Source organism: Gordonia sp. 34D, assembly GCF_056682775.1.
Map to the genome: position 1 here is coordinate 3,750,923 of NZ_CM155293.1, position 25,617 is coordinate 3,776,539.

Annotated in this window: 22 protein-coding genes and 1 pseudogene; 15 read left to right on the forward strand and 8 right to left on the reverse strand. The window is 64.1% G+C overall.

Going from position 1 to position 25,617, the window contains the following annotated elements:
* Positions 1-6 precede the first annotated feature (6 nt).
* From AC1L34_RS17515 to AC1L34_RS17530, 4 genes are all read left to right on the forward strand, one after another.
* Positions 7-2,049, forward strand: coding sequence for an acetyl/propionyl/methylcrotonyl-CoA carboxylase subunit alpha (locus AC1L34_RS17515; protein WP_480034969.1), 2,043 nt, complete (start codon positions 7-9; stop codon positions 2,047-2,049).
* A 79-nt stretch (positions 2,050-2,128) separates the two neighbouring features.
* Positions 2,129-3,286, forward strand: a complete 1,158-nt coding sequence (locus AC1L34_RS17520) for an acyl-CoA dehydrogenase family protein (protein WP_424293317.1) — start codon at positions 2,129-2,131, stop codon at positions 3,284-3,286.
* A 53-nt stretch (positions 3,287-3,339) separates the two neighbouring features.
* A complete protein-coding gene (locus AC1L34_RS17525) occupies positions 3,340-4,131 on the forward strand; it encodes an enoyl-CoA hydratase family protein (protein WP_480034970.1) in 792 nt (263 codons plus the stop codon).
* Positions 4,128-4,733: a TetR/AcrR family transcriptional regulator gene (locus AC1L34_RS17530; RefSeq protein ID WP_424323900.1), complete on the forward strand. Its 606-nt coding sequence runs from the start codon at positions 4,128-4,130 to the stop codon at positions 4,731-4,733. The genes AC1L34_RS17525 and AC1L34_RS17530 overlap by 4 nt, the downstream gene beginning before the upstream one ends.
* Positions 4,734-4,755: 22 nt before the next feature.
* Here AC1L34_RS17530 and AC1L34_RS17535 read toward each other — a convergent pair whose 3' ends face one another.
* From AC1L34_RS17535 to AC1L34_RS17550, 4 genes are all read right to left on the reverse strand, one after another.
* Positions 4,756-5,265: a hypothetical protein gene (locus AC1L34_RS17535; RefSeq protein WP_424293320.1), complete on the reverse strand. Its 510-nt coding sequence runs from the start codon at positions 5,263-5,265 to the stop codon at positions 4,756-4,758.
* Positions 5,266-5,319: 54 nt separating this feature from the next.
* Positions 5,320-6,429 (reverse strand): NDMA-dependent alcohol dehydrogenase, encoded by a 1,110-nt coding sequence (locus AC1L34_RS17540; protein WP_424323899.1) that lies wholly within the window; start codon positions 6,427-6,429, stop codon positions 5,320-5,322.
* Between the two features lie 43 nt (positions 6,430-6,472).
* A complete protein-coding gene (locus AC1L34_RS17545; protein ID WP_424323898.1) occupies positions 6,473-7,972 on the reverse strand; it encodes an aldehyde dehydrogenase family protein in 1,500 nt (499 codons plus the stop codon).
* Positions 7,973-8,136: 164 nt separating this feature from the next.
* Entirely contained in the window at positions 8,137-9,753 is a 1,617-nt protein-coding gene (locus AC1L34_RS17550; protein ID WP_424323897.1) for a helix-turn-helix domain-containing protein, read from the reverse strand.
* Between the two features lie 97 nt (positions 9,754-9,850).
* Here AC1L34_RS17550 and AC1L34_RS17555 point away from each other — a divergent pair, with 97 nt between their 5' ends.
* Positions 9,851-10,735: an exodeoxyribonuclease III gene (locus AC1L34_RS17555; RefSeq protein WP_424324996.1), complete on the forward strand. Its 885-nt coding sequence runs from the start codon at positions 9,851-9,853 to the stop codon at positions 10,733-10,735.
* A gap of 6 nt (positions 10,736-10,741) precedes the next feature.
* On the opposite strand, the gene AC1L34_RS17560 is transcribed toward AC1L34_RS17555, so the two are convergent.
* A complete protein-coding gene (locus AC1L34_RS17560) occupies positions 10,742-11,368 on the reverse strand; it encodes a TetR/AcrR family transcriptional regulator (protein ID WP_424323299.1) in 627 nt (208 codons plus the stop codon).
* A 133-nt stretch (positions 11,369-11,501) separates the two neighbouring features.
* Here AC1L34_RS17560 and AC1L34_RS17565 point away from each other — a divergent pair, with 133 nt between their 5' ends.
* The 3 genes from AC1L34_RS17565 (at position 11,502) to AC1L34_RS17575 (ending at position 14,718) form a co-directional block, all read left to right on the forward strand.
* Complete coding sequence (locus AC1L34_RS17565; RefSeq protein WP_424323300.1) at positions 11,502-12,269, forward strand: alpha/beta fold hydrolase; 768 nt, start codon at positions 11,502-11,504, stop codon at positions 12,267-12,269.
* The gene (locus AC1L34_RS17570) at positions 12,266-14,140 is read left to right on the forward strand and encodes a flavin-containing monooxygenase (RefSeq protein WP_424323301.1); all 1,875 of its coding nucleotides are present in this window, start codon (positions 12,266-12,268) and stop codon (positions 14,138-14,140) included. The genes AC1L34_RS17565 and AC1L34_RS17570 overlap by 4 nt, the downstream gene beginning before the upstream one ends.
* A 62-nt stretch (positions 14,141-14,202) precedes the next feature.
* Positions 14,203-14,718, forward strand: coding sequence for a hypothetical protein (locus tag AC1L34_RS17575; protein ID WP_424323302.1), 516 nt, complete (start codon positions 14,203-14,205; stop codon positions 14,716-14,718).
* On the opposite strand, the gene AC1L34_RS17580 is transcribed toward AC1L34_RS17575, so the two are convergent.
* Positions 14,715-16,475, reverse strand: coding sequence for a cytochrome c biogenesis protein DipZ (locus AC1L34_RS17580; RefSeq protein ID WP_424323303.1), 1,761 nt, complete (start codon positions 16,473-16,475; stop codon positions 14,715-14,717). The genes AC1L34_RS17575 and AC1L34_RS17580 overlap by 4 nt on opposite strands.
* 179 nt (positions 16,476-16,654) lie before the next feature.
* Between AC1L34_RS17580 and AC1L34_RS17585 the strand changes: the two genes are divergently transcribed.
* Complete coding sequence (locus tag AC1L34_RS17585; protein ID WP_424321775.1) at positions 16,655-17,320, forward strand: fasciclin domain-containing protein; 666 nt, start codon at positions 16,655-16,657, stop codon at positions 17,318-17,320.
* Positions 17,321-17,350: 30 nt separating this feature from the next.
* Here AC1L34_RS17585 and AC1L34_RS17590 read toward each other — a convergent pair whose 3' ends face one another.
* Entirely contained in the window at positions 17,351-18,757 is a 1,407-nt protein-coding gene (locus AC1L34_RS17590; RefSeq protein WP_424321776.1) for a cryptochrome/photolyase family protein, read from the reverse strand.
* Between the two features lie 56 nt (positions 18,758-18,813).
* Here AC1L34_RS17590 and AC1L34_RS17595 point away from each other — a divergent pair, with 56 nt between their 5' ends.
* The 5 genes and pseudogenes from AC1L34_RS17595 to AC1L34_RS17615 all read left to right on the forward strand — a co-directional run bounded on the left by AC1L34_RS17595 (position 18,814) and on the right by AC1L34_RS17615 (position 23,543).
* A complete protein-coding gene (locus AC1L34_RS17595; RefSeq protein ID WP_424295084.1) occupies positions 18,814-20,187 on the forward strand; it encodes an NAD(P)/FAD-dependent oxidoreductase in 1,374 nt (457 codons plus the stop codon).
* A pseudogene (locus tag AC1L34_RS17600) lies at positions 20,184-20,840 on the forward strand (DUF1365 domain-containing protein); the annotation flags it as partial. The gene AC1L34_RS17595 and the pseudogene AC1L34_RS17600, both read left to right, overlap by 4 nt.
* A 39-nt stretch (positions 20,841-20,879) precedes the next feature.
* Positions 20,880-22,151, forward strand: a complete 1,272-nt coding sequence (locus tag AC1L34_RS17605; protein ID WP_424321780.1) for a class I SAM-dependent methyltransferase — start codon at positions 20,880-20,882, stop codon at positions 22,149-22,151.
* A 14-nt stretch (positions 22,152-22,165) separates the two neighbouring features.
* Positions 22,166-22,789 (forward strand): ECF RNA polymerase sigma factor SigK, encoded by a 624-nt coding sequence (gene sigK / locus AC1L34_RS17610; protein ID WP_424295086.1) that lies wholly within the window; start codon positions 22,166-22,168, stop codon positions 22,787-22,789.
* A complete protein-coding gene (locus AC1L34_RS17615) occupies positions 22,782-23,543 on the forward strand; it encodes an anti-sigma factor (protein WP_424321777.1) in 762 nt (253 codons plus the stop codon). The genes sigK and AC1L34_RS17615 overlap by 8 nt, the downstream gene beginning before the upstream one ends.
* 12 nt (positions 23,544-23,555) lie before the next feature.
* Here AC1L34_RS17615 and AC1L34_RS17620 read toward each other — a convergent pair whose 3' ends face one another.
* On the reverse strand, positions 23,556-24,827 hold the full coding sequence (locus AC1L34_RS17620; RefSeq protein ID WP_424295090.1) for a CynX/NimT family MFS transporter: 1,272 nt from the start codon (positions 24,825-24,827) through the stop codon (positions 23,556-23,558).
* A 55-nt stretch (positions 24,828-24,882) separates the two neighbouring features.
* Between AC1L34_RS17620 and AC1L34_RS17625 the strand changes: the two genes are divergently transcribed.
* The gene (locus tag AC1L34_RS17625) at positions 24,883-25,557 is read left to right on the forward strand and encodes a FadR/GntR family transcriptional regulator (protein ID WP_424321778.1); all 675 of its coding nucleotides are present in this window, start codon (positions 24,883-24,885) and stop codon (positions 25,555-25,557) included.
* The last annotated feature ends 60 nt before the right edge of the window (positions 25,558-25,617 follow it).

Consider the following 25,617-nt stretch of genomic DNA (forward strand, 5'->3'; position numbering starts at 1 on the left):
CAACACATGACTTCTGCAATTACCAGTGTGCTCGTCGCCAACCGCGGCGAGATCGCCAGCCGCGTGTTCGCCACCTGCGTGTCGATGGGCTTGAGTACGGTCGCCGTCTACTCCGACCCGGACGCCGATGCGCCGCATGTGCGCGCCGCCGATTCTGCGGTCCGACTGCCGGGTTCGACGTCGGCCGAAACCTACCTGCGGGGCGACAAGATCATCGCCGCAGCCAAGGCCGCCGGTGCCGATGCCATTCACCCCGGCTACGGCTTCCTCTCGGAGAACGCCGAGTTCGCGCAGGCCGTGATCGACGCCGGCCTGGTGTGGATTGGCCCGCCGCCCGCCGCGATTACCGCGATGGGCTCAAAGGTCAATGCCAAGGCGCTGATGGATTCCGCCGGGGTTCCGGTCCTCAAGGACATCGACCCCGAATCGGTCACCGAAGCGGACTTGCCGTTGCTCATCAAGGCCTCGGCCGGTGGCGGCGGACGCGGCATGCGCATTGTGCGGGAACTCGGCGAACTCGCCGACGCCGTCGCCGGTGCCCGTCGTGAAGCCGAGTCGGCCTTCGGTGATGCGACTGTGTTCTGCGAACCGTATGTGGAACGCGGGCACCACATCGAGGTGCAGGTGATGGCCGACGACCACGGCCAGGTCTGGACCGTCGGCGAGCGCGAATGTTCCATTCAGCGTCGCCACCAGAAGGTCGTTGAAGAAGCCCCCGCGCCGCTGGTGGAGCGGGTCGGTGGCGACATGCGCGACCGCCTGTTCGCCGCGGCACGCACGGCGGTCGAATCGATCGGCTATCGCGGTGCGGGCACCGTGGAATTTCTGGTGGACGCCGGGAGCGCAGCGAGCGGGTCCGATGGTGGCAGCGAAGACGTCCGTTTCTTCTTCCTCGAGACCAACACGCGACTGCAGGTGGAGCATCCGGTCACCGAGCTCACGACCGGTGTCGATCTCGTCGAATGGCAGCTGCGCGTGGCAATGGGCGAGGCCCTCGGTGAGGCTCCGGTGGCTGCCGAAGCCGGTGGTTTCGGGCATTCGATTGAGGTGCGGTTGTACGCGGAGGATCCCGCTAACGACTGGCAGCCGCAGTCGGGAACCGTTGTCCGGATCGACGTTCCGGCCACGGTCCGCTTCGGCCTGCTGGAGCGTCCGGGTATCCGCGTCGACTCCGGTATCGCCGACGGCAGCGAGATCTCGACGTTCTACGACCCGATGCTCGCCAAGGTGATCTCGTGGGCACCGGACCGCACCCAGGCCGCCGCGATCTTGGCGCGCGCCCTGGCCGACGCAAAGATCCACGGCGTCGTCACCAACCGCGACATGCTGGTGAACACCTTGCGGGAGAAGGACTTCCTCGCCGGTGCCACCGACACCAGCTACCTCAGCGAAGAGCGCATCGCCGCACTTTCCAAGCCGCTGGCCGGCGACGGTGCCGACCTCCTGGCCGCGACCGTCGCAGCCCTCGCGGCATCGGTTCGTAACCGTGCGGCCGCGACGGCCGTACCGGGAGCACCGTCGGGGTGGCGCAACATCCCCTCCGACTACCAGCGCAAAACGTACCTCGCGGCCGACGGCACCGAGATTGTCGCGCGATACCGCTTTGGGCGTGACGGCAGCGTGGAACTGCCGGATCTGGAAGGCGTGAGCGTCGAATCGGTGTCCGGTGACACCGTGGTCCTCACCCGCGACGGCGTCTCCCGCCGTTACGAGGCCAGCATCGCTGGCGACCAGGTATTCGTCGACTGGCCCGGAGCCTCCGTGTCCCTGACTCGTGCCCCCCGCTTCATTGACCCGGCGGCTGTGCAGCGTCCAGGCTCGCTGCTGGCGCCGATGCCGGGTTCGGTGATTCGCGTGGCCGTAGCCGAAGGTGATCGCGTGGTGGCTGGCCAGCCACTGCTGTGGCTGGAGGCCATGAAGATGGAGCACACCGTTTCGGCACCAGCCGACGGCATCGTGTCGGTGCTGGCGGTCGAAGCCGGTCAGCAACTCTCGGTGGGCGAGGTCCTGGCCGTGATCGCCGACGAGGGCGAAGCCACCGCAGAGTAATTATTCACATGCGTAGGAAACTCGTTTACGGTAGATCACGCACGCACACACCCGTTTCGGAAAACAGAGGGAATCGCACATGAGTTTTGTTGAATCACCCGAACGCGTCGCACTTCGCGAGTCGGTCGCCGGACTTGTCAACAAGTACGGCCACAAGTACTTCACCGACTGCGCCCGGCAAGGCCGCAAGACCGACGAACTGTGGAAGGAAGCCGGCGAACTCGGCTTCATCGGCGTCAACCTGCCGGAGGAATACGGCGGTGGCGGCGCAGGCATGTACGAACTGGCGATCGTGATGGAAGAACTCGCGGCCGCGGGCACCGGGCTGCTGATGTTGGTCGTCTCGCCCGCCATCTGCGGCAACATCATCGCCCGTTTCGGCACCGACGATCAGAAGCAGCGGTGGATCCCGGGCCTGGCCGATGGCTCCATCACCATGGCATTCGGCATCACCGAACCCGATGCTGGTTCCAACTCGCACCAGATCACGACCACCGCGGCACGCGACGGTGACGAGTGGGTCCTCAATGGCCGCAAGGTCTTCATTTCGGGCGTCGATCAAGCCGAGGCGGTTCTGATTGTCGCGCGCACCGAAGACTCGAAGACCGGACGCCTTAAGCCTGCACTGTTCATCGTGCCGACCGATGCGAAGGGCTTTGAAGCCCAGGTCATTGAGATGGAAATGGTGAACCCAGAAAAGCAGTTCACCTTGTTCCTCGACGACGTGCGCCTGCCAGCAGATGCGCTCGTCGGCTCGGAAGATGCGGCACTCAGCCAGCTCTTTGCCGGCCTCAACCCGGAGCGCATCATGGCCTCCGCCTCGGCCATCGGCATGGGCCGCTACGCGCTCGACCGCGCCGTCGAATACGCCAACGACCGCACCGTCTGGAAAACGCCCATCGGTGCGCACCAGGCCATCGCGCACCCCCTCGCGCAGGGAAAGATCGAGCTCGAGATGGCCAAGCTGATGATGCAGAAGGCCGCCACCCTGTACGACGACGGCGATGACTGGGGTGCTGCCGTTCCGGCAAACATGGCGAAGTACGCGGCCGGTGAAGCAACCGCGCGCATCGTCGATGCCGCGGTCCAGACGCTCGGCGGCAACGGTCTGACCGTCGAATACGGCATGGCCGCCATGCTGCCGCTATCGCGACTGACCCGTATCGCGCCCGTCAGCCGCGAAATGATTCTCAACTTTGTCGCACAGACCAGCCTCGGTCTGCCGAAGTCGTACTAATTCGAGCCGACGAACAACGGCCGCCAAGCAACCCACCCCAAGAGGAGATCCCCGTGACAGATGTCCTGGTCCGTACTTCCGTCGATGCTGCGGTGCTGACGGTGACGTTGGATTCGCCTGCGAACCGCAACGCGCTCAGTTCGGCACTCGTCGCGCAACTGCAGACCGCATTCGACGCCGCGGCCGATGACGATGTGCGCGCAGTGGTCCTCACGCACACCGGCGGCACCTTTTGCGCCGGTGCCGACCTCGGGGAGGCGTTGACGCGGGGCTTGAGTCCCGAAGAGGCGACGGCCGAGGGCGGTAAGGCGATGGTCGGGCTCATCCGGACGATTCTGGAACTGGACAAGCCTGTGATTGTCGTGGCTGACGGCCATGTTCGCGCCGGAGGTCTGGGTCTGGTTGGCGCGGCCGACATCGCGCTCGTCGGACCAGCCGCAACGTTTGCGTTGACCGAGTCGCGGCTGGGGTTGGCGGCGTCGATCATTTCCATTCCGTTGCTGGCCAAGATGACTGCGCGCTCGGCCGGACGGTACTTCCTGACGGGCGAGAAATTCGGTGGGGACGTCGCCCAGCGGATCGGTCTGGTGACGGCGGCGTCGGACACCGTAGACGGCCTCGCGGACGAACTCGACAGCGTGCTCGAAGGGATCCGCAAGGCGTCGCCGCAAGGGCTATCGGTGAGCAAGAAGCTCACGACCGCATCGCTGCTTGACGGCTTCGATGAGGCGGCCGCGGAGCGGGCGGAGGAGTCGATGAAGCTCTTCGCCTCCGACCAAGCCCGCGAGGGAATGACAGCCTTCCTCGGTAAGCGTCGGCCAGAGTGGGATACTTCTCGATCGTGAGCACACCGGGCCGTGAACCGCAGCAGGACCGCTCCCGAGCTACCCGGGAGCGGTTGCTGGCCGCGGCCGTGGAACTCCTCGCCGCCCGCGGGTGGGCGGCGACGACGGTCGCGAGGGTCGCCGAGGATGCTGGCGTCTCACGTGGAGCCGCGCAGCATCATTTCCCGACGAGAGAAGCGCTGTTCACCGCGGTCATCGAGGAAATGTACGAGACGATGATTACCCAGGCCGCCCAGTTGATCGAAGATCTGCCGGTGGGCCCCGACCGCGTGGGTGTGGTGGTGAATCAGGCGGTTTCGATCTATACGGGCACACCGTTCAAGGCGGCCTTGCAGGTGTGGTCAGCGGCCGCATCCGACGAGGCCCTCGGCGACGTGATTCGTCCGCTGGAGGCCAAGCTCGGGCGGGCGGCACACAAATTGGTCGTCGCGGGTCTGGATCCGGACGGTACCCGCCCGCAGGCCTACCGTCTGGCGCAGATCACGTTGGACCTCGCTCGCGGTTTCGGCCTTGCCGACACCCTGACCGACGATTCTCGTCGCCGTGCCGGGGTTCAGGCGGCATGGGTGGAGCAGCTGGCCGTGGCACTGAGCACCGGCTAGGAAGACGCAGGGGCCACAGATCTCAGCCGTGCGAAACCACCTGGAGTCCGATGACGGCGCCCGCGAGAGCCGCTTCGACCCCCAGCAGGATGACTTGCTGTTTCCACGTGAGCCCGACCTTGCGGACAGTGTTCCAGCAGATCAACACCAATGCGGCGGTCATCGCTACCGCTGACGCCAGGAGTGCATTCTCCACGTCCCACCCGGTGATCCACGCGATGCCCAGAAAGATAAACGGCAGCGTCACCGAGGACAGGGCACCGAAACTGGTTCGGACCGCGTAGCCCAACTGGTGCCGACTGATCAACTCGCCGTGGACCACCGTGTGCGCGAGGACGTCGGCGGTGAAGACCGCGAGTACGGTGCCGCCGAGGGTAACCGCCAGCGTGCTCAACGCGGCAGCGGCACTGACTCCGCCGTGCATCGAGATCGCCAACGTCACCGAAAGCGCCGCGAAGGTGAGATAGATCGACTCTTTCAGGTGAGCTGCGCGCTCCTCACGCGTTGGTTGTGGACGACGTGTGTCAGGCATGCACAGATCCTAATCACCCGTGGCTGCGCCAGTTGGGCAACTAGGACTGTTGCGTTAGCTGTGCGTGATGACCCCGCGAATGTTCTTGCCATCGCGCAGATCCTGGTAGCCCTGGTTGACCTCCTCGAGCGAATAGCGCTGCGTGATGAGTTCGTCGAGTTTGAGTTCACCAGCGTCGTACAGGCGCAGGAGCCGGACGATGTCGTACTGCGGGTTCATGGAACCGAACAGAGAGCCCATGATGGTCTTCTGGTTCAGCGTCAAATCCGCGCCCGAGACCTGGACGGTCAACTTCGCCGGGTCCGCGAGGCCGGTAATGACCACCTTGCCGCCCTTCCCGATAACCGCGGTTGCGGCCTGCACCACCGGAACGTCGACGGTGCCAACCAGGATCAGTGCGGCGTCGGCACCTTGGCCCCAGGTCAGCTCGGTGACCTTGGTTTGGGCCTCTTCTGCGGTGGCAAACGCATGGGTTGCTCCGAACTTCAACGCCTCGTCCCGCTTCATCTGCACCGGATCCACCACGACGACATACTTGCAGCCCGCGGTCACAGCGCCCTGGACGGCGTTGATCCCGAGCCCTCCGATGCCGTAAATGACGGCGGTGTCGCCAGCGCGGAGATTGCCTGCGTTGACGGCGGTACCCCAACCGGACGGGACGCCGCAGCCGACGAGCACGGCAGTTTCCAGCGGCAGCCAATCGTCGACTTTGACGACCGAGTGCTGCGAGATGGTTGCGTACTCGGAGAAAGTGCCGAGCATGCACATGGCACCGAAATCCTTGCCGTCACCATGGAATCGAAAAGTGCCATCAGGCATGGCACCTTCCAAGATCGTGGCGCCCATGTCGCACAAGTTTTGTCGGCCGGTGGAACAGTAGCGGCACGTACCGCAGTTGGGAATGAAACTGCACACCACGTGGTCGCCGGGCTTCACCTTGGTGACACCGGGCCCGACCTCCTGGATGATTCCCGAACCCTCGTGACCGCCGACGATCGGGTAGCGGGGCGGGAGGTCGCCATCGGTGAGGTGCAAATCGGAGTGGCACAGGCCTGCGGCGGTGTACTTGATCAGGACTTCGCCTTCGCGGGGGCCGTCGAGCTCAAGCTCCATGATCTCGAATGGCTTGCCTGCTTCGAGGAGAACTGCGGCTTTGGTTTTCATGAGTTCACTTCCTTGATCGGTGGTTCGTGTCGGATGCGGTAGGTCAGAGAGCGATGTTGACAGACTTGTTTTGGGTGTAAAGGTCGATGGCGGAGTCGCCGAGCTCCCGACCCCAACCGGACTGTTTGAAGCCGCCGAAGGGCAGCGCGGTGTCGAAGCCGTTGTACTGGTTCACCCACACCGAGCCGGCCTGAACCTTTGCTGCGGTGCGATGGGCCTTCGATAGATCTTTGGTCCAGATCCCGGCAGCGAGCCCGTAGATCGAGTTATTCGCGGCACGCCCAACGTCGTCTTCGTCGTCGAACGGCATGGCGGCAACCACGGGACCGAAGATCTCTTCCTCGACGATCGAGAACTCGGGCTGCACGTCGACGAACACCGTCGGTTCGATGAAGTACCCCTGATCGCCCCAGCGCTTGCCGCCGGTCAGCGCGCGGGCACCGTCGGCCAGACCCTCGTTGATGTAGCGGCTGACGCGGTCGAACTGCTCCTGGGAGACCAGCGGACCAAGTTCGGTGGTCGGATCAAGACCCGGGCCGATTTTGGCCTGCGACGCCGCGTCGGCGACTGCCTGAGTGAACTCGTCGAAGATGCTGCGTTGGACAAACAGTCGAGTTCCTGCGACGCAGCATTGGCCGTGGTTAAACATCCAGGCCGCCACCGAGCCCGCGACGGCCGACTCAATGTCGGCGTCGGCGAACACGATGTTCGGACTCTTGCCGCCGAGTTCGAGGGATACCTTCTTCAGGTTTCCGGTGGCCGCCTGAACGATCTTCTTCCCGACCTCGGTGGAACCGGTAAAGGCGACCTTGTCGACGTCCATGTGCGCGGAGAGCGCAGCACCGGCATCACCGAACCCGGTGACGATGTTGACCACCCCCGGCGGGAATCCAGCCTCCTCGAAGACCTGACCGAGCATGAGTGCGCTGAGCGGGGTTTGCTCGGCGGGTTTGAGGACCACGGTATTGCCTGCGGCGAGCGCCGGTGCCAGCTTCCAAGTGGCCATCAGGATCGGGAAGTTCCACGGAATAATCTGACCGCAGACGCCCAGTGACTCACGGCGTGTGTAAGCGTGGAACTCGGCACCGGGGCCAGCGAATGGCATCGACGGGGTAATCGCTGAGCCCTTGATTTTGGTGACGAGTCCAGCGTTATAGCGCCAGACGTCGGCGGACCAGTTCACATCGACTGCGGTGGCAATGGCGACGGACTTGCCGTTGTCGAGGGCTTCGAGTTGTCCAAAGAGGTCGGCGCGCTCGGACAAGATGTCACCGACACGCCAAATGAGACGCTCGCGCTCATTGGGCTTCATGCGGCCCCACGGCCCCTCGTACGCGGCGCGGGCGGCGGCTACCGCGCGGTCGATGTCGGTGGCGTCGCCGTGCGCGACGTCAGTGATGATCTCGCCGGTAGCTGGATCGTGAGTGGCGAAGGTACGGCCAGAAGCAGAGTCAACCCATTCGCCCCCGATCAGCATCTGGCGGTCGCGGGAGACGAAGTCAGCGACGGCGGGGTGGAGCGCCGAGTTGAGCGTTGCGGTCATGTAAGCCTCCGGGGTAGACGCTACGCGCAGCAAGTGTGATGCGCGACACCTTGTTGGTGGTGCACCATTCTGTCCACGGCAGGAGGCGATCGCCGTGTGCGGAAACTGAACAGTGGTGCCGGACAGTTGCCGGCAGCGACTCTCAAGCTTCGAATACCTGCAGGTCAGCCGTTAATTCCGAGAGCCCGAATGCGGGTGTAGAGCGTGGTTCGTGAAACCCCGAGAGCCTTGGCGGCGTGCGATTTGTTCCCCGCAGCAGCGTCGAGCGCTTCGATTATGGCCTGCCGCTCGGCCTGCTCCATTCCCATCAGCCGTGCGGCTCTGGTGGACCCGCGGTATTCCGGCGGAAGGTCGGCAACGGTCACCGTGGTGGCGCCGCGGGTCAGGGCCGCCGATGCAGCGTTGTCGAGAACGATCGCCAGCTCGGTGAGGTTTCCGGGCCATCCCTGACACACCAGGGCGTCGGCGGCGGTCGAGCTGAGTTCAAGTCGCGAATCGATCTGTTCGAGGAGAGCCTGTCCGAGCGCGGCGATCTCGCTGGTCCGTTGGCGTAGCGGAGGGAGAGTGATGCGGAGGCGACAGCAGGCGATGAGAGCGGCTAACGCCGATCCTTCGGCGGCAGGTTCGGACACAACGACAATCGGCGGTTGCCCGCGCTCGTGAGTGGAAATCGCCGCTTGCAGTAGCCGCAGTGACCGGTCGTCGAGCAGATCGGCACCATCGACGATCAGTCCGGTCTCGAGAGTTCGGGCACGGCGGATGGCACTGGAAATATCGGGGCCCTCGCCTGCGAGCAAGGTCTGGGGGACATCGATCCGAACTCGGGTGTCGGGAGTCAGGGACTGTGCGCGGACGGTGCGTCCGGTACCCGGCTCGCCGCAAATTGCTACCGATGCCGCTGGCGGTGCTTTCGGGGCGGTCGCTGGAGGGTCGAGTTGCAGTCGTGGACGAAGTTGGAAAACTGCAGCGTGGCCAACCCCGGGAATTTGCTCGACGGCGATGTCGGCGGTGATCCCGGAGACCAGGGTGATGGGGTGGTCACGTGTGGCGGGGGAACGGGGGCCGCTCTCGTCGACCATCATGCGAAGGGTGCCGAAATCGCCGGGGCCGAGTAGTTCGGCCGCCAGCGAGTTGGTGAGCTGGAGGTCGTCACCGACCGCAGCGACGGCGACATCGCGCCGTCGAGATGCCCTCTCGAATGCCGCGATGACCGACCGATGGTCGGCGTGGGAGCGGCTGAGGAGACGCTCGGCAATATCGGTGACCAGCCCGCGGATCAATGGGACCGACAGCGGGTTGATCCGGGGTGCAACCTCGGTCATGCAGATGACGCCAGCTACGCGTCGGGTGGCGGGGTGCACGATCGGGCGGCCGAAGCAGCTGAGCGAACGAAACTGTTCGAGGTAATGCTCGTCGCTGTTGATCACCAAGTCGCCGCGTACTTCCGCCGTCGTGCCGAGTGCGGTGGTGCCCATCGCGTCCTCGTCGAAGGCGGCTCCGTCGACCGCGCCCGCGTCCGTGAGTTGCCGTTCGAGGGTGGCGTCGGCGGAGAACCTGGCGACCATCCGGCTCTCGTTGTCGACCAGTAGGAGGGCCGTCTTGGTGCCGTGCAGCGTCTCGGCGGCACGGGCAAGCACGGGCCGCGCGGCGTCGAGCAGTGGGTCGGCGGAGGCGATATCAAATACCGCGGGGGTTGGCCGGGCGTCGGGGGTCAGTCCGGTTGAACGTACTCGCCGCCACGATGCGGCGATTACCTCGCGTTGGGGTAGGGGCGCTGTCACCGCACCACTGTGACATGTATTACAGGGGCTGGCTAGAGTGTCTGTCGCGGGACATACCCTTGCGGTCTGCGTATTTGGCTACCGCTACCGTGTCCGTATGCGCGTGGCGACCTGGAATGTGAACTCGGTGAAGCAGCGGACGGCACGTCTGCTGCCCTGGCTAGACGACCGTCAACCCGACGTGGTGTGCCTGCAAGAGACCAAAGTCTCCGACGAAGTATTCGCCGATGACCTCGGCCCCGAGCTGGCCGCTCGCGGTTACGAGTTCGCCCACGCGGGGCAGGGACAGTGGAATGGCGTCGCGCTGCTCAGCAAGGTCGGACTCGACGACGTCCGCATCGCCTTCCCGGGTGCACCGGGGTTCCCCGAAGCCGACGGCGCACCCGAAGGTCGTGCGATCTCCGCGGTCTGCGACGGGGTGCGGATCTACTCGGTCTATGTGCCCAATGGCCGCGAGGTGGACTCCGACCACTACAACTACAAGCTCGCCTGGCTGGAAAAGCTGCGCGAAGCCGTCGCCCCCGATGCTGAATCGACGATGATCTGCGGCGACTACAACATCATTCCGACCGATGCCGATTCGTTCGACCCGACGGCTTTCATTGGCCACACGCACGTCACCGGGCCGGAGCGGGCGGCGTTTGAGGGGTTGAAGGAACTCGGGATGAACGACGTCGTTCGTGACCGCTGGCCCAACGAACAGATCTACACCTACTGGGATTACCGGGCTGGGATGTTCCACAAGGACCTGGGGATGCGGATCGACTTCATCCTCGCTGGCGCTCCGGTGGCCGCGCGTGCGGCGGCCGCGTGGGTCGATCGTCAGGCCCGCAAGGGTACGAAGCCGAGTGATCACGCACCGGTGATCGTCGACCTCGACACGGCGCCCGACGGCGACATCGGGCCCGTCGTGCCGCCGCCGTCGCGTCCGGCGAAGGTGAAGCCGGGGTCAATTAAGCAACCGCACTCGCCTGGCGAGTAAGCGACCTTAGAGGTTCCGCGAACGGAGCCCGTCGATCATCATTGTGGTGAGGCTGGTTGCCAGATTGTCGCGGTCGACGACACGCCCCTCAAGCCGGGCCACGGTGGTGTGAAACCAGACTGCGCCGAAAGTCGCTTCGGTGGTGATTGCCGGATCGAAGTCGCGGTGCGGCCACGCCTGCAGGTTGGCCTCGACCACTGCCGCGACTTGCGCCATGAACGGTGAGATACGTTCGCGCACGTAGGTGGCGGCGGCAATGGAGTCGCCGAAAAACACCACGCCGAGGAGTGGGCCGACCTCGATCAAGGCGTCGACCAGATCTTTCACGTAGTGCAAGGTTCGGGCGTACATGGCCTCGCCTGCCTCGTCGAACTCCGGTGGTGGATCGCCAGATTCGTTGACAAGGCGATTCAAGACTTCATCCAGTCGACCGATGACCGATTCTTGAAACAGTTGCTCTTTGGACTCGAAGTGCCGGTAGACGAGCGCTTCGTTGATCCCTGCTTCTGCGGCGATATCTGAGATCCGCGCACCGGCGTGCCCAGACTCGGTAAATACCGTCCGAGCTGCGACAACAATCTGCTCCCGGCGCTGCGGTGCACGCATCCGCTTGCGGTGGGGTGGCTGTTCCATGAATCCCTTCCAATTGGCCCTGCGAGTTTAACCAAAGTCTTGCTATGATCACGATCACACTGTAAGTAAATAGATACTTACATCACAGGTGATCCCGGAGGTTTGCATGAAAGTCAGGGCAGGAACTATTGACATGAACGTCACTGAGCTTGGCGGCGGCAACGACGGCATACCGGTCGTCTTCCTCCACGGCATCGGCGGCGACGGGCGGAACTGGCGTCCGCAGATGGAGGCGCTCGCCGATACCTACCGCGTCCTCGCCATCGACTCGCGCGGATTTGGGGAATCGCAGATGGCAGGCGAAGACCTCGCACTTGAGGACTATGCCGACGACATCGCCCGGACCCTCGATGCCGTCGGCATCGACCGCGCGCACTTCGTCGGGCTGTCAATGGGCGGCATGATCACCCAAGCCCTCGCCCTCAATCACCCCAACATTGTCGCGAGCGTCGTCCTCGCGGATACCAGTTCGGCCTCCGACGAAACCGTCGCGACGAACCTGGCGGCCTCTGGGCAGGCAGCGCTGACGATCGGGATGGCCGCCGTTTCGGAAATGTTCATGCCCGCAACCTTCTGTGCGGCTGCCATCGCCGAAGACCGCGAGTACTACCGCGAGTTCGTCGAGGCCTTTTGCGCCACCAACCCGGATGCATTCAATGCCGGACTCCAAGCGATCGCCGGGCTCAACTTCACCGACAGGCTCCCCGAAATTGCGGTACCCGCACTCGTCATCGTCGGATCTGACGACATGCTGCTACCGGTAGTGCACTCGGAAACTATCGCCGCCGCAATCCCGGGTGCCACCCTGGCGGTCCTGGACGGTGCGGGCCACATGGCCAATCTCGACAGCGAAGCCGAATTTACTCAACTCTTGATCAACTTCTTGGAGCAGGCGGCATGAAAATCTCCCTGACCGACCAGAACACCGCGCCCGTCGAACTTGATGAGCGGATCGACGCGCGCGCCACGCGTGAGCGCTACGACCTTGAGCGCGAGAAGCGACTTCGGACCGACGGCGTGCACCAATACTCGCGGTTAACCGACGAATTCGCCGAGCTTGCGGACGACCCGTGGATGCCGGTCGTTGAGCGGGAACCGGTCTTCGACCATGTGCAGTTTACGTTCATCGGCGGCGGATTCGCCGGGCTCTGCGCTGGTGCGCAACTGCATAAGCAAGGCATCACCGACGTCCGCATCATCGACGGTGCCGGAGACTTCGGCGGCGTCTGGTACTGGAACCGTTACCCCGGTGCCATGTGCGACACCAAGTCGGTGGTCTATATGCCGCTGCTCGATGAGACCGGACACATCCCCACCGAGAAGTGGGTCCACGGCCCGGAACTCTTGGAGCATGCCAAGCGGATCGGTACCCAATTCGATCTTTACCGGAAGGCGCTGTTTCACACGATGGCGACGACGGTGACCTGGGATGAAGGCCACTCTCGGTGGATTGTTGAAACAGATCGCGGTGACCGGTTCACCACCCAATTCCTGGGCATTGGACTGGGTCCGCTGTCAGTTCCGAAGCTGCCGGGCATCCCCGGCATCGAGAAGTTTGCCGGCAAGTCGATCCACACCGCACGTTGGGATTACTCCTACACGGGCGGCGACGCAGCGGGAGCGCCGATGGAGGGCTTGCGCGACAAGCGCGTCGGGGTGGTTGGCACCGGTGCTACTGCACTGCAGTTGATCCCCGAAGTCGCCAAGTACGCCAAGGAACTGTTCGTCTTCCAACGGACCCCAAGCACCGTGGCGGCCCGCAACAACGGCCCGCTCGAGGCCGAAGCAATTGAATTGCTAAGCAGCGGCAACGGTCAGGAACGGCTGCTCGAGAGTTTCTCGGTGAACTGGGACGGCTTCATCGGCCAACCCGCGCCGGGCATCGAAGTCGAAGATTTGGTTAACGACGGATGGACCGACCTTGGCCGCCGGATGCGTGCGCAGATCCACTCGGTGCCACCGGAAGAGTTCTCGATGGAAGCCATGATGGCTGCCGTCGGCGAACTCGACCTGATGCTGATGGAGGAGCGGCGCAATCGGATCGACGAGATCGTGACCGACCCGAAGACCGCCGAAAGTCTGAAGCCTTGGTACGACCTGTTCTGCAAGCGACCCGGTTATCACGACGAATACCTGGAGAGCTTCAACCGTCCCAACGTTCACCTGGTCGACACCGACGGCAAGGGCGTCAGTGAGATCACCGAGGCTGGCGCGGTCGTCGACGGGGAAGAGTACCCACTCGACGTCATCATCTACGCGTCCGGATTCGAGTACGGCACTGGTGGCAGCGAGTACGTCAAGCGCGCGGGCTTCGACCTGATCGGCCGCGATGGGACGGATCTGTCGGAGGCCTGGGCCGATGGCATGGAAACGCTGCACGGCATGCACGTGCATGGCTTCCCGAATATGTTCATCATCCAGTTGTTCCAGGGGTCGTTCCTCGGTGCCAACGTGACGCAAGCGAACAACTACGCGGCGCAGAACTTGGCAGCGGTGGTCGCGCAAGTACTCGCGGAAGGCAATGACGAAGTCGAGGTCAGCAAGGAAGCTCAAGACGCCTACGTGGCGATGTTGCTGGAATTCGGCCAACCCTTCGGCCGGCCGGACTGCACGCCGGGCTACTACAACGACGATGGCCAACCGTTTGGCCGGTCGTTCCAGTTGAATTGCGGCTACCCGGCGGGCACCGTGGCTTTCATCAAGATGATTGAGCAATGGTGCGCGGACAAGGAATTCCCCGAGTTGGAACGCCGTAAGTCAACGAACGCCTAAGCCCGTCCGTCGATTGGTCGACGACGCGCCCGCGAAAGGTCAAAGCGCCCTAATGTCTAATCATGGGACTCTTCGACAAGCTCACCGGAACCAAGAAACCCGACAGTGACATTCCGGCGGCGCCGCGGCCGGAAGTCGCGAACGCCATCCTCGCCGTGAACCGGCCAACCGCACCTTTCCAGGTGCGGCCAGCCAACCCCGGCGAGGATTGCGATTTCGTAGCCGAATGGCGAATTGTCGACGCTCGCTGGTACGAGATCTTCGCCAAGGCCAGTTTGACGTCGGTGTTTCAGATCCAGATGCGACTCGACCCGGAGAAGGCCGAGGTGCGCGCCGTCGACCGTGAATGGACGCTCGAGTGGCGGGCCGGGGTGCCGTCACTTTCGATGAGCGGGGAAGCTTTCCGCGGGCAAAAGAAGGAAGTTTCGTTTGGCTCCGCATATGCCTTCACCGAGCAGGGCCAGTACGGCGAGGTCTACAACTATCGTTTCCGCACCTCGGAGATGAAGGACCCCATCGCAGCCGCCGTCAACGGCAAGGGCTGGACGTACCGCGCGGTGTCGTTCGGCAAGCTCTAGCCGTAGGTAAACGAAAACACCTGGACCCCGGGGGAGGGTGTCACTGCCAGGCGCCCGCGCTGGTTGCTCGGTGCCTCGACGATCTGATGCAAAGTCGGTGGGCCGCCAATCGCGATCGTTGAGGTGGAACCGCCGTTCTGAACGGTCAGGGTTCCGGTACCGCCCGCAACGATGAAGACATTTTTGGCCTGGTAATTGAGACCGATCGTTCCCCCGCTGTCGGTGCTCGCACCCTGGTAGTCGAGGGTCCAACGCCCGCGCAGTGCGAAGGAATCGGGTCGCTGGGTGGCCGGGAAATCGAAGTCGGCCGCACCGGCGCGGTAGGGCGTGGCACCGTCGTAATTCACCATCTTGCCGACCCCGAAATACGTCTCCGCCGTGGTGGGTTCCGTCGGCGTGGTATCGGCTTCTTCCGTCGGTTTCGGGAGGGCGACCCCGGGCTGGGCTTCGGTCAGGAGTTCGCGAATCAAGCGTTCGGACTGGGCATAGCCACCCTCGCCGAACTCAATGTGTCGCACCGTCCCTGACGCATCGATGAGGTACTGGGCTGGCCAATAACTGTTGCGGTAGTTGGTCCACGTGGAGAAGTTCTGATCGAGCGCGATGGGGTAGGTGATACCGAGTCGGCGGGCCGCCGCCGTGACATTCGCAGGCACTTTCTCGAAGGCGTACTCCGGTGTGTGGACACCGATCACTTCCAGCCCGCTGGCGCGGTACGTGCGATCCCAATCGACGACATGGGGGATCGCTCGTTGGCAATTGATGCAGGAGTACGCCCAGAAGTCGACGAGCACCACCTTGCCGCGCAGGTCCGACAATGCCAGCGGTGAATTGTTCGGGGTGTTGAACCATTCGGCGATGCCGGTGAGTCGTGGTGCTTGGCCGCACGACTGCAGTTGTGCGGCACCGTCGGTGCAGTTCGAGAGCTCACGATTTTCGTCGGTCACGATACCGCCCAGGTCGAGGCGGTTGTTGAGGTCGTTGCCGCCCACCGACTCCTGCAGGCTCGAGGTGTAGTCGGGAATGGCCCGCTGCAACGCGCCGGGCACGTCGAACACGAGGCCAACGGCGAGGGCAATCATCACCAAACCGCCGACAACCCGAATCTGCCGTTGCCTGCGCCGGAAGGCGGCGACCCGTTCGGCGACGCGGCGGCCAGCCAACGCAAAGATCAACAGTGGCAAGGCCGCTCCGACGGCGAACGACAACGTCAAAGCGACCGTGGAGAGGCCGATGTCACCGGTCGCGCCAGCGACAACGATGGCCGCGAGGACCGGTCCCGCGCACGGCACGTATAGCACGCCCAGGGCCAATCCGAGTCCGAATCCGGAACGCCGCTGCCCGACGGGTCGTTGAGGAAGTCGCGAGAAGGGCTTCTCGAGGAGCTCCTCGAACTTCGGGAAAATCAAGCCCAGGCCGATCGTGGTCAGCGCCACCAAACCGATCCACCGGATGCTGTCTTGCGGAAGGTGCACCAGTGACAGCAGCGTCGAGCCGATGAGGGTGACGATGGAGAAGCTGACAATCAGGCCGCCGATCACCTGATAGGGGCGTGAACTCTCGGCCAGTCGGGCCCGCCACGACTTCGGTGCCGGATCGGCCCCCGGTGGCTGGTCAACAGCATCGTCGGTGGCGGACCCCCGGTCTCGGGCACTGTCTGCGCCGGACAGGAACAACACCGGCAGCACGGGGAGGATGCACGGCGAAATTCCGGTAATCAGTCCGCCGATAAAGCCGATTGCGATGACTGTATTCATGCCGGGTATTCGACGCCGGGCCAACCCAGGATGGGTGTCGGCGTGACTCTGCGCGCGCCGCCCTCGAAACTTTCCTCGCAAGCGAACCCATCCGGAGCCGCGAGCATTCCGAATGACCTATGTCACTGCTGACGACCTCCGGCGACCGCCGGAAGTCCACGACAAGGGAGAGCAGCCTGATGAGAACGAGCAAAACGATGGGTGCCAAGGTAGTCGCGATGGGATTCGCGGTCGCTATCGCCGCAACGATGACCGCGTGCTCAAGCGACAACTCGACCACCACGGCATCCAGCGAAGCCGTACCCACAACCATGATGAGTTCACCGGCCATGACGGCGGACCCGGCAGCGGATCTGGTTGGATCCGGATGCAAGGCCTACGCGGAGAAAGTCCCGACCGGCCCTGGTTCGGTGACTGGCATGTCCACCGAACCGGTCGCCGTCGCTGCGGCCAACAACCCGTTGCTCACCACGCTCACCGCAGCGCTTTCGGGCAAGCTCAATCCGCAGGTCAACCTCGTCGACACCCTCAACGGTGGCCAGTTCACCGTGTTCGCCCCGGTCGATGACGCATTCGCAAAGGTTCCAGCTACCACCATCGACTCGTTGAAGACCGATGCGCCCGCGTTGACTTCGCTGCTGACCTACCACGTGGTACCCGGCCAGTTGAGTCCCGACCAGGTGGCGGGAAAGCACACCACCGTCGAAGGTCAGACCGTTGAGGTAACCGGCAGCGGCGACGACCTGAAGGTCAACGGGGCCAGCGTGATCTGCGGCGGCGTCCACACGGCCAACGCGACCGTGTACCTGATCGACCAGGTGCTGATGCCTCCGGCCAAGCCCTAACAGTCGCCGCGCAAGGCGGTACACCGCGGGTTACAACTGTCGATATCGATGCAGGGCGACTTCTCGCTCGGCAGCGTGATCGACGATCGGATCGGGATACATCGGGACGTCGGGGCCGATGTCGCCGAACAATTCCGGATCGAGTAGCCACGGGTGGTGTACCGCCTTGCCTGCGATGCCAGCAAGTTCGGGCACCCATCGACGTACGTAATCTCCGGTCGGGTCGAACTTCTGGCCTTGAGTGATTGGATTGAACACCCGGAAGTACGGTGCGGCATCGGTGCCGCAGCCCGCCGTCCATTGCCAGCCGTGCTGGTTGGAGGCGAGATCGCCGTCGATCAAGTGCGTCATGAAATGACGCGCTCCACGCCACCACGGTAGATGGAGATCTTTGGTCAGAAACGAGGCGACGATCATCCGAACCCGATTGTGCATCCAGCCCTCGGCCCGGAGCTGCCTCATCCCCGCGTCGACGATCGGAAAGCCGGTACGGCCGGCGCACCAGGCCTCGAACGCTGCATCGGCGTCCGGGCCAACGTCGTATTCCATTCCATCGAAGGTCGGGTTGTAGTTGCCGCGAGCGGTGTCGGGACGCCGGTACAGCACGTCAGCGTAAAAGTCGCGCCAGGCCAGCTCACTGCGCAGAACCATGGCTCCGGGGTCGCTGCGACCGCGGAGGTCGTGCAGGAGGGTCCGCGGATGCACGCAGCCGAACTTGAGGTACGGCGACAGCCGGGATGTCGCGTCAAGGTCGGGGCGGTCGCGATCATCGGCGTAGCGGTCCAGTTCGCTGACCGGACCGTCGCGGAAGGCAGCCCAACGGCGCAGGGCAGCAGCCTCACCCGCGGCCGGCAACTCGACGGGCCCGGCGAGCGAAAAGGTGTCGGGGAAAAGCGCCTCAAGCTGCACTCGACCGGACAGTCCTTCGGGGTCGAGCCAGTCGATAGTGTCCGCATTCGTTGCGGCCGGGGTATGCCAACCGCGGTCGAGCCAGGCGCGCTTGAACGGGGTAAAAACCTGGTACGAACCACCGCTCTTCGTGTGGATCTGACCGGGTGAGACGGCATACGGCGACCCGCTCCGCACCAGAGGTACCGATCCGAGGGCGGCGTCGACGGCGTCGTCGCGCGCCGACCCATACGGACCGAAGTCCGCAGTGACGTGCACCGACTGCGCACCGATGTCCACTGCCAGTCGTCTGATTACCTCGACTGGATCGCCGCGGGTCACCATCAGTCGTCCGTCGAGGCTGTCGTTGAGCGCACGCAAACAGCCCGCAAGAAATGCCAGCCGCGGTGCACCGGCAGGCCTTATCAGCGCGTCGTCGAGAACGAAGACCGCGAGCGCGGACTTAGCGCTGTCGGCGGCCGTAAGCAGGGCAGGCAAATCTGCCAATCGTAAGTCTCGACGGAACCAGAGGATCGCGGGAGCAGACATCTCTCCAGTGTGCGTGACCGACCCATCCAATCGCGGAGCGGTGCCGAATAACCGGTGTGACTGATTTTGATTCTCTCGCGCAGCCCGCCCGCATTGCCGTGATCGGCAGCGGCGTCGCCGGGCTCACCGCCGCGTACGCACTTTCTACCCGGCACACGGTGACTCTTCTGGAAGCGGACAACCGTCTCGGTGGCCACGCGCACACGCACCATCTCCGGGCACCAGACGGAACCGAAGTTGCCGTCGATTCCGGGTTTATTGTCCATAACGACCGCACCTATCCGACACTGTTGAGGCTGTTCGACGAACTCGGCATCGCAACCCAGCCCACCGAAATGTCAATGTCGGTGCGGTCAGAACTCAGCGGCCTGGAGTACGCGGGCGCACGCGGCTTCTCCGGACTATTCCCCACCTGGCGCACGGTGTTGCGAGGCCGCTACCTGGTGATGCTCGGCGAGATCACCCGATTTCATCGTCTTGCGCGCCGGGTCCTCGACGACCCGAGCGACGACGAGACCCTCGACGCTTTTATTGACCGGTCAGGGCTGTCGCAGTATTTCCGCGACAATTTTCTGCTGCCGTTGGTTGCCGCGGTGTGGTCGTGTGATGCGACGCAGGCGGCGGCCTACCCGGCGCGCTACCTTTTCACCTTCCTCGACCACCACGGGATGCTGTCGGTGTTCGGGTCACCGACCTGGCGCACCGTGACCGGTGGCTCGGCAACCTACGTACAGGCCGTTGCCGACGCCGTGACCGCACGAGGCGGCGTCGTGAGGTGCAACACCCCGGTTACCTCGATTGTGGAGAACGGCGACGGCGCGGTCGTCGAATCGGCAGGCTTCCAGGAGCAGTTCGACGGAGTGGTGATTGCGACGCACCCTCACCAAGCGCTACAGATGCTCGGCGAGGGGACCGCACTGCAGCGAGAGGTCCTCGGTGCCATCGGCTACGCGAGCAAACCGGCAGTCTTGCACACCGACCAGCAACTGTTGCCGACTGCGCCGCGTGCGCGTGCCGCCTGGAATTACCAGATCAGCGCGGACAACTCCGATATCGCGGTCACGTACGACCTCACCCGGCTGATGCGCTTACCGCGCGCCGCGGGGCAGCCGCGCTACCTGGTCACGATGGGCCGAACGGACCTCGTCGAACCGTCGAGCATCCTGGCGACGATGACCTACGAACATCCGATCTACCACACCGCGTCGGTGGCGGCACAACAGCGGCTACCCGAACTCAATTCGCGTGCAATTGCTTTCGCCGGGGCCTACCACGGCTGGGGATTCCACGAAGATGGTGCCGCGTCGGGTGCCAGGGCTGCGGCGCACTTCGGATCCACCTGGCCCGAAGCAGTAGTCGTCGATGACGACGATGTTGTTCCCTTCACTTCGGGGCTTCCCGTTGGCAGCGACAGGCGGGTGCGCAAATGATTTCGACACCAGCAATCGTCCACACCCGAATCGCCCACACGCGACGGGAACCGGTCAATCATGCGTTTACCCATCGCAGCCTCAGTTGGCTGATTGACATCGACCATCTACCGCGCCTGCCGCGCGGCTTGCGGTGGGCGGCACGATTCCGCGCCGACGACCACTTCGCTGAAACCGACCTGCCCGCACGGACGCTGCGCGAACGGATCGAAGCCTTCGCCGCAGCGGCCGGCGTGGAGGCACCAACCGGGACCGTCACGGCGCTACTGTCCCCGCGGGTGGCGGGATACGTTTTCAATCCGCTGAGCGTGTTCTGGTGCCATGACCGGACCGGAGCACTCCAATACGTCATTGCTGAAGTCCACAACACCTACGGGCAGCGGCACTGCTATCTGGTGCACACTGATGCCGATGGCCGCGCCAAGGTCGACAAGGAGTTCTACGTTTCACCGTTCAACGATGTCAGCGGCGAATATCGGCTCGTGTTGCCCGAACCCACCGGAGATGGCCGGGTCCGCCTGGCGGTGGTGCTGGAAAGGCCCGGTCAGGCACCATTCACCGCAACCCTGAGCGGGCGGGCCCAGCCGGCAAGCACCTCCGCCCTGGTACGCGCACAACTGCGCACGCCAATGGCCCCGTGGCTTGTGGCGTCGCGTATCCGCATCCACGGTGTTTGGCTGTGGGCGCGCGGGCTGCGCATCCAACCGCGCCCCGTCACCCAGGCGCCGAACACCTTCGACGGTTGGCCGGACCTTGCGCAACCTCCTTCGTCACCGGTGCGGGCGTTTGCCGCCGAACGGATCTTTGTACATGCGGTACGGAGACTGCCCGTGAGCGTTGAGTTCCCGGATGGTCGTCGCCTTGGTGCGCCAGCCGGGAACGGGGTGCCGCACATGCAGATCACCCATCCCGAAGCGTTCTTTCGGCGTATCGGATCTTCCGGTCTCATCGGCTTCGGCGAGGCGTACATGGCCGGGGAGTGGACCGCCGACGACCTCGTTGGCGTCCTCACCCCGTTTGCCGAACGCATCGCCGATCTGGTGCCTGCGCCACTTCAGCGACTGCGATCGCTGGTGCTGCCGCGTCATCCGGTCGACGAAGCCAACACCGTAGCCAATACGCAGTCGAACATTTCGCGACACTACGACCTTTCGAATCAGCTATTTGCGGCTTTTCTCGACCCGACACTTAGTTACTCAAGCGCCGATTTTGGGTCCGACGAGGCCGCGTCTCGCGCCACGTGGTCCGACCTGGAGGCAGCGCAGAAGGCCAAGATTGATCGGCTGCTCGACGCAGCGGGCGTGCGCGAAGGTACGCGACTTCTGGAGATCGGAACAGGCTGGGGTGAGTTGTGCTTGCGCGCCGCGGAACGGGGTGCGGTGGTGCGGTCGGTCACGCTATCGACCGAGCAACGCGAACTGGCGTTGCAACGGATCGCCGAGGCGGGACTGTCGGATCGGGCGAGCGTGGATCTCCTCGACTACCGACTGGTCGACGGGGAGTACGACGCAGTGGTCTCGGTCGAAATGTTGGAGGCGGTGGGCCGCGAGTATTGGCCCGAGTACTTCGCGACCCTCGACCGCGTCCTGGTGCCCGGCGGTCGTGCGGCCCTGCAAGTCATCACGATGCCGCACCCTCGCATGGTGGCGTCGGAAGGCACGTACACCTGGGTGCACAAATACATTTTCCCGGGCGGTCAACTTCCGTCGTTGCAGGCCTTACGTGAGGTTCCCGCCGAGCACAGTCGGCTCCGGCTCGTCGACGAGCTCCCGCTCGGTGCGCACTATGCCCAGACCTTGCAACTGTGGCGGGAACGGTTTGTTGCCAACTCGGAGGCGGTCCGCGGTCTCGGTTTCGACGAGGTCTTCCAGCGGATGTGGACCTTCTACCTCGCCTACTCCGAAGCTGGATTCCGCGCGCGTTACCTCGACGTGTTCCAGCTTCGGTACGACAAGCCGCATTAGTCACGGGTGATCTCATGAACACTGCACCAGCTCCGACTAGGCTTGCGGGCGATGACGAATTCATATCCGCAGCCGAGTTGTCGATGACGGCGGGCACGCAACCGTTGGCTGATCTCCTCGACCTCGTCGCAGAGGGAGACCGGACGGCCTTTGGCGAGTTCTACGACCAGACCAGCCACCGCGTGTACGGAATGGTGCTGCGCGTACTCCAGGATCGCGGGTACAGCGAAGAAGTGACCCAAGAGGTCTACCTGCAGGTGTGGCGAGACGCCGACCGCTTTCGGGCCGACCAGGGTAGCCCGCTGTCGTGGGTGCTGACGATCGCCCATCGGCGGGCCGTTGACCGCGTGCGGTCGGAGTCGTCGGCATCCGACCGGGAATCCCGCTACGGTATGCGCGAACTCGTCGAGATCACCGCGGGGGTCGAGGAAGAAGCACTCACCCGTGATGCAGGCCGGCGAGCCAGGGAATGCCTCGCCACGCTGACCGCGCTCCAAGCGCAGGCAGTGAGCCTGGCGTACTACGAAGGGTTCACCTACCGCGAGGTCGCCGACCGCCTCGCCGTGGCTTTGCCAACGGTGAAGAGCCGCATACGAGATGGCCTCAAGCGGCTGCGGGGGTGTTTGGGCGATGGCTGAATACAACTACAACGACGACGAACTTCGTGAACTGGCGACGGTCGTGGCCCTCGATGCCGTCGATGACCTGGAACGCGCGCGGATCATGCGGGTTGTGGAGAGTGCGGACGAGGCTGAACGCAGCGTCTTTAACGCCGAACTCAAAGCCGTCCGTGCCACCCTCGCTTCCATCAGCGAAGCGACCGCGGTCGCCCCAGCCGAGGAACTGCGTGGCCGAATCCTCGACGAGGTCGGGCGAAGTGAGCCAGCAAAGCCCGTTGAGCGGACGGTCGATGAGCCGACCGCACAGATCGATGGCAAGCCCCGCTGGGCGCGCTTTGCTGCGGTCGCTGCAGCGGCAGCAGTGGTGCTGGGTATTGGCGGCGGCGTGATCGGGTACACGGTCGCGAATCGTTCCGAACCTCAGCAGCCCTCGCAGGCCGAACAGATCTTCGCCGCATCCGACGTGCGAACCACCACCGGAACCGTCGCCGGGGGCAAAGCGTCCGTCACGTATTCGCCGACGAAAGGCGAAGGAATTCTGGTGATGAACGATGTGCCGAGCCCGTCCCCGGGCACGATCTACCAGATGTGGCTGGTGGGTCCGGACGGTGCCAGGCTCGCCGGGACCATGTCGCCGGCCGACGTTGCGCCGTCGACCACCGCGGTCATCACCGATATGACGGGTGCGACGGCGGTCGCCTTCACCGTCGGCGATGCGGCGACTCCGGAAAAGATGATCGCCCCACCTGTCGCCGAACTGCGCCTGGGGTGACCGCTCGAGAGGTCAAGCTAATTGATCCTCAAGGTAGCGCGGCTTGCAGATCACCCAGGCACCGGAAAGCATCACCACGACCACCGCGATGAGGAAGCCGAACGGCGCGGCCCACGAACCGGTCGCGTCGTGCAGGACTCCGAACAGAATTGGCCCGGCGCACGCCAACAGATAGCCAACGCCCTGACTGAAGCCAGAAAGCGACGCCGACGCCGCACTTGTCCGGGTGCGCAGGTTGATCAGGGTGAGGGCCATCGGGAACGTAGTGGGACCGATGCCAAGCATGATGGCCCACAGCCATGGCACGGTCAGTGGTGCCCACAGGAGTCCGCCGAAGCCAACGAGCCAGCAGGCTGCGAAGGCCAGTGCAAAGGGGAAAGGGTTGGCGAACCTGGCGCACAGGACCGGTGCAACGAGAGTGCCAGCGAAACCGACGCCGGAAAACACTGCGACCATGCCGCCGCCGAGGGCTTCGCTGCCGCCAGCGTCGCGGTAGATGGACGGCAGCCACGTGAACAGCGAATAGGTCATCAGCGACGTCATCCCGAACATCAACGTCAGGCCCCACGCCATCGTCGACCCCCATAGCGACGTTCGGGCGGAATCGGACAGGCTGGCTGAATCGTCAGATCTCGGTCGGGCTTCTGCGGGTAGGTCACGCTCGGCGCGGACCGTGGCGCGACGTTCGCGCACCACCCACACCCAGGGGAGGAGGGCCGCCAGCGGCACCAGGGCCCACACGCCAAGAGACAACCGCCAACCGCCAGCGTCCGCGAGGGGAATCGCGAGTGCTGCCGGAATGGCCGTGCCCAGTTGGACAAACGTGATGTAAACCGTGCTGATGAGTGCGATGCGGTCGCTGAAGTAGCGCTTCACCAGTGGCGGGATCAAGATATTGCCGACGCCCATGCCGAACAGGGCGGCACAAGACAAGATCAGCAGGGTGGGGACGTCGTTCGCCAGGGACCGACTGGCGATGCCGATGCCTGTCAGCACGACGGCCGCGAGAGTGACTTGCTCGATGCCGAATCGGCGACCGAGGGCGGGAGCGCTAATGCCGGCGAGGCCAAACATCAGGGTGGGCAGCATGCCGATGATGCCGCTGGTCGTGTTGCCGAAGCCGATGTCGTCGGAGATCCGAGCGAGCAGCGGCGTAATTGAGGTGACGGCCGTGCGCAGGCTGAGTGAGAACAGGACGATGGCCAGCAAAACGATCGCCCGGCCGCGCCAGCGTCCCGTTGCTGTCAGGCGGGTAAATGCGCTGGTCCCGGGCGTCGTTGTCATTCGCAAATCGTAGGATGAATGGTTGTATCGAGGCAATGTGATTTATCCTGAGTGGGTGCAAACGGTAAAGCGGGAGAGCCTCATCGCGCAGGTGACAGCCCAATTGCGCGCCGAAATTTCCGCAGGACGTTGGGCGGTTGGCGAGCGTGTACCCACTGAGCCGGAACTCCAGGAACTCACCGGGACTTCGCGCAATACGGTCCGCGAAGCGGTTCAATCACTCGTGCACGCCGGCCTCCTGGAACGACGCCAAGGGTCGGGTACCTATGTGATCGCGACCGATGAGACCGCTGTCGCAATCGGTGACTTCTTTGCTGCGGCACGTCGCCAAGACCTGCTCGAGTTGCGCGAAGGCCTCGAGGTGACCGCGGCGGGTTTGGCCGCACGCAGACGCACCGACGACGACATCGCCCGATTGCGTGCGTTGCTGGCCGAGACAAAGCGGCTGTGGGTGGTCCAGCGCGAAGCGGGGGCAACCAGTGCCGCTGCCGTGGACAGTGATGCCGAACTGCATCGGGCGATAGTGGCGGCCAGTCACAACGCCATCTATCTAGAGTTTTACGACATCCTCCTGCCATCGCTGCGTGAAGCGATTGCCGACCATCAAGACCGAGTGGCGGACTCGTACGATGACCTGCACACTGGACTGGTGGAGGCCGTCATCGAAGGGGACGAAGCTGCCGCACGTGCAGCGGCCAGGGCCCTACTTGTTCAAGTCGGACAATCGTGAGCATCGGCGCCGGTAGTTGAGTGTTTCGTAGGTGTTGGTCACCACATAGCAAAGATTTTG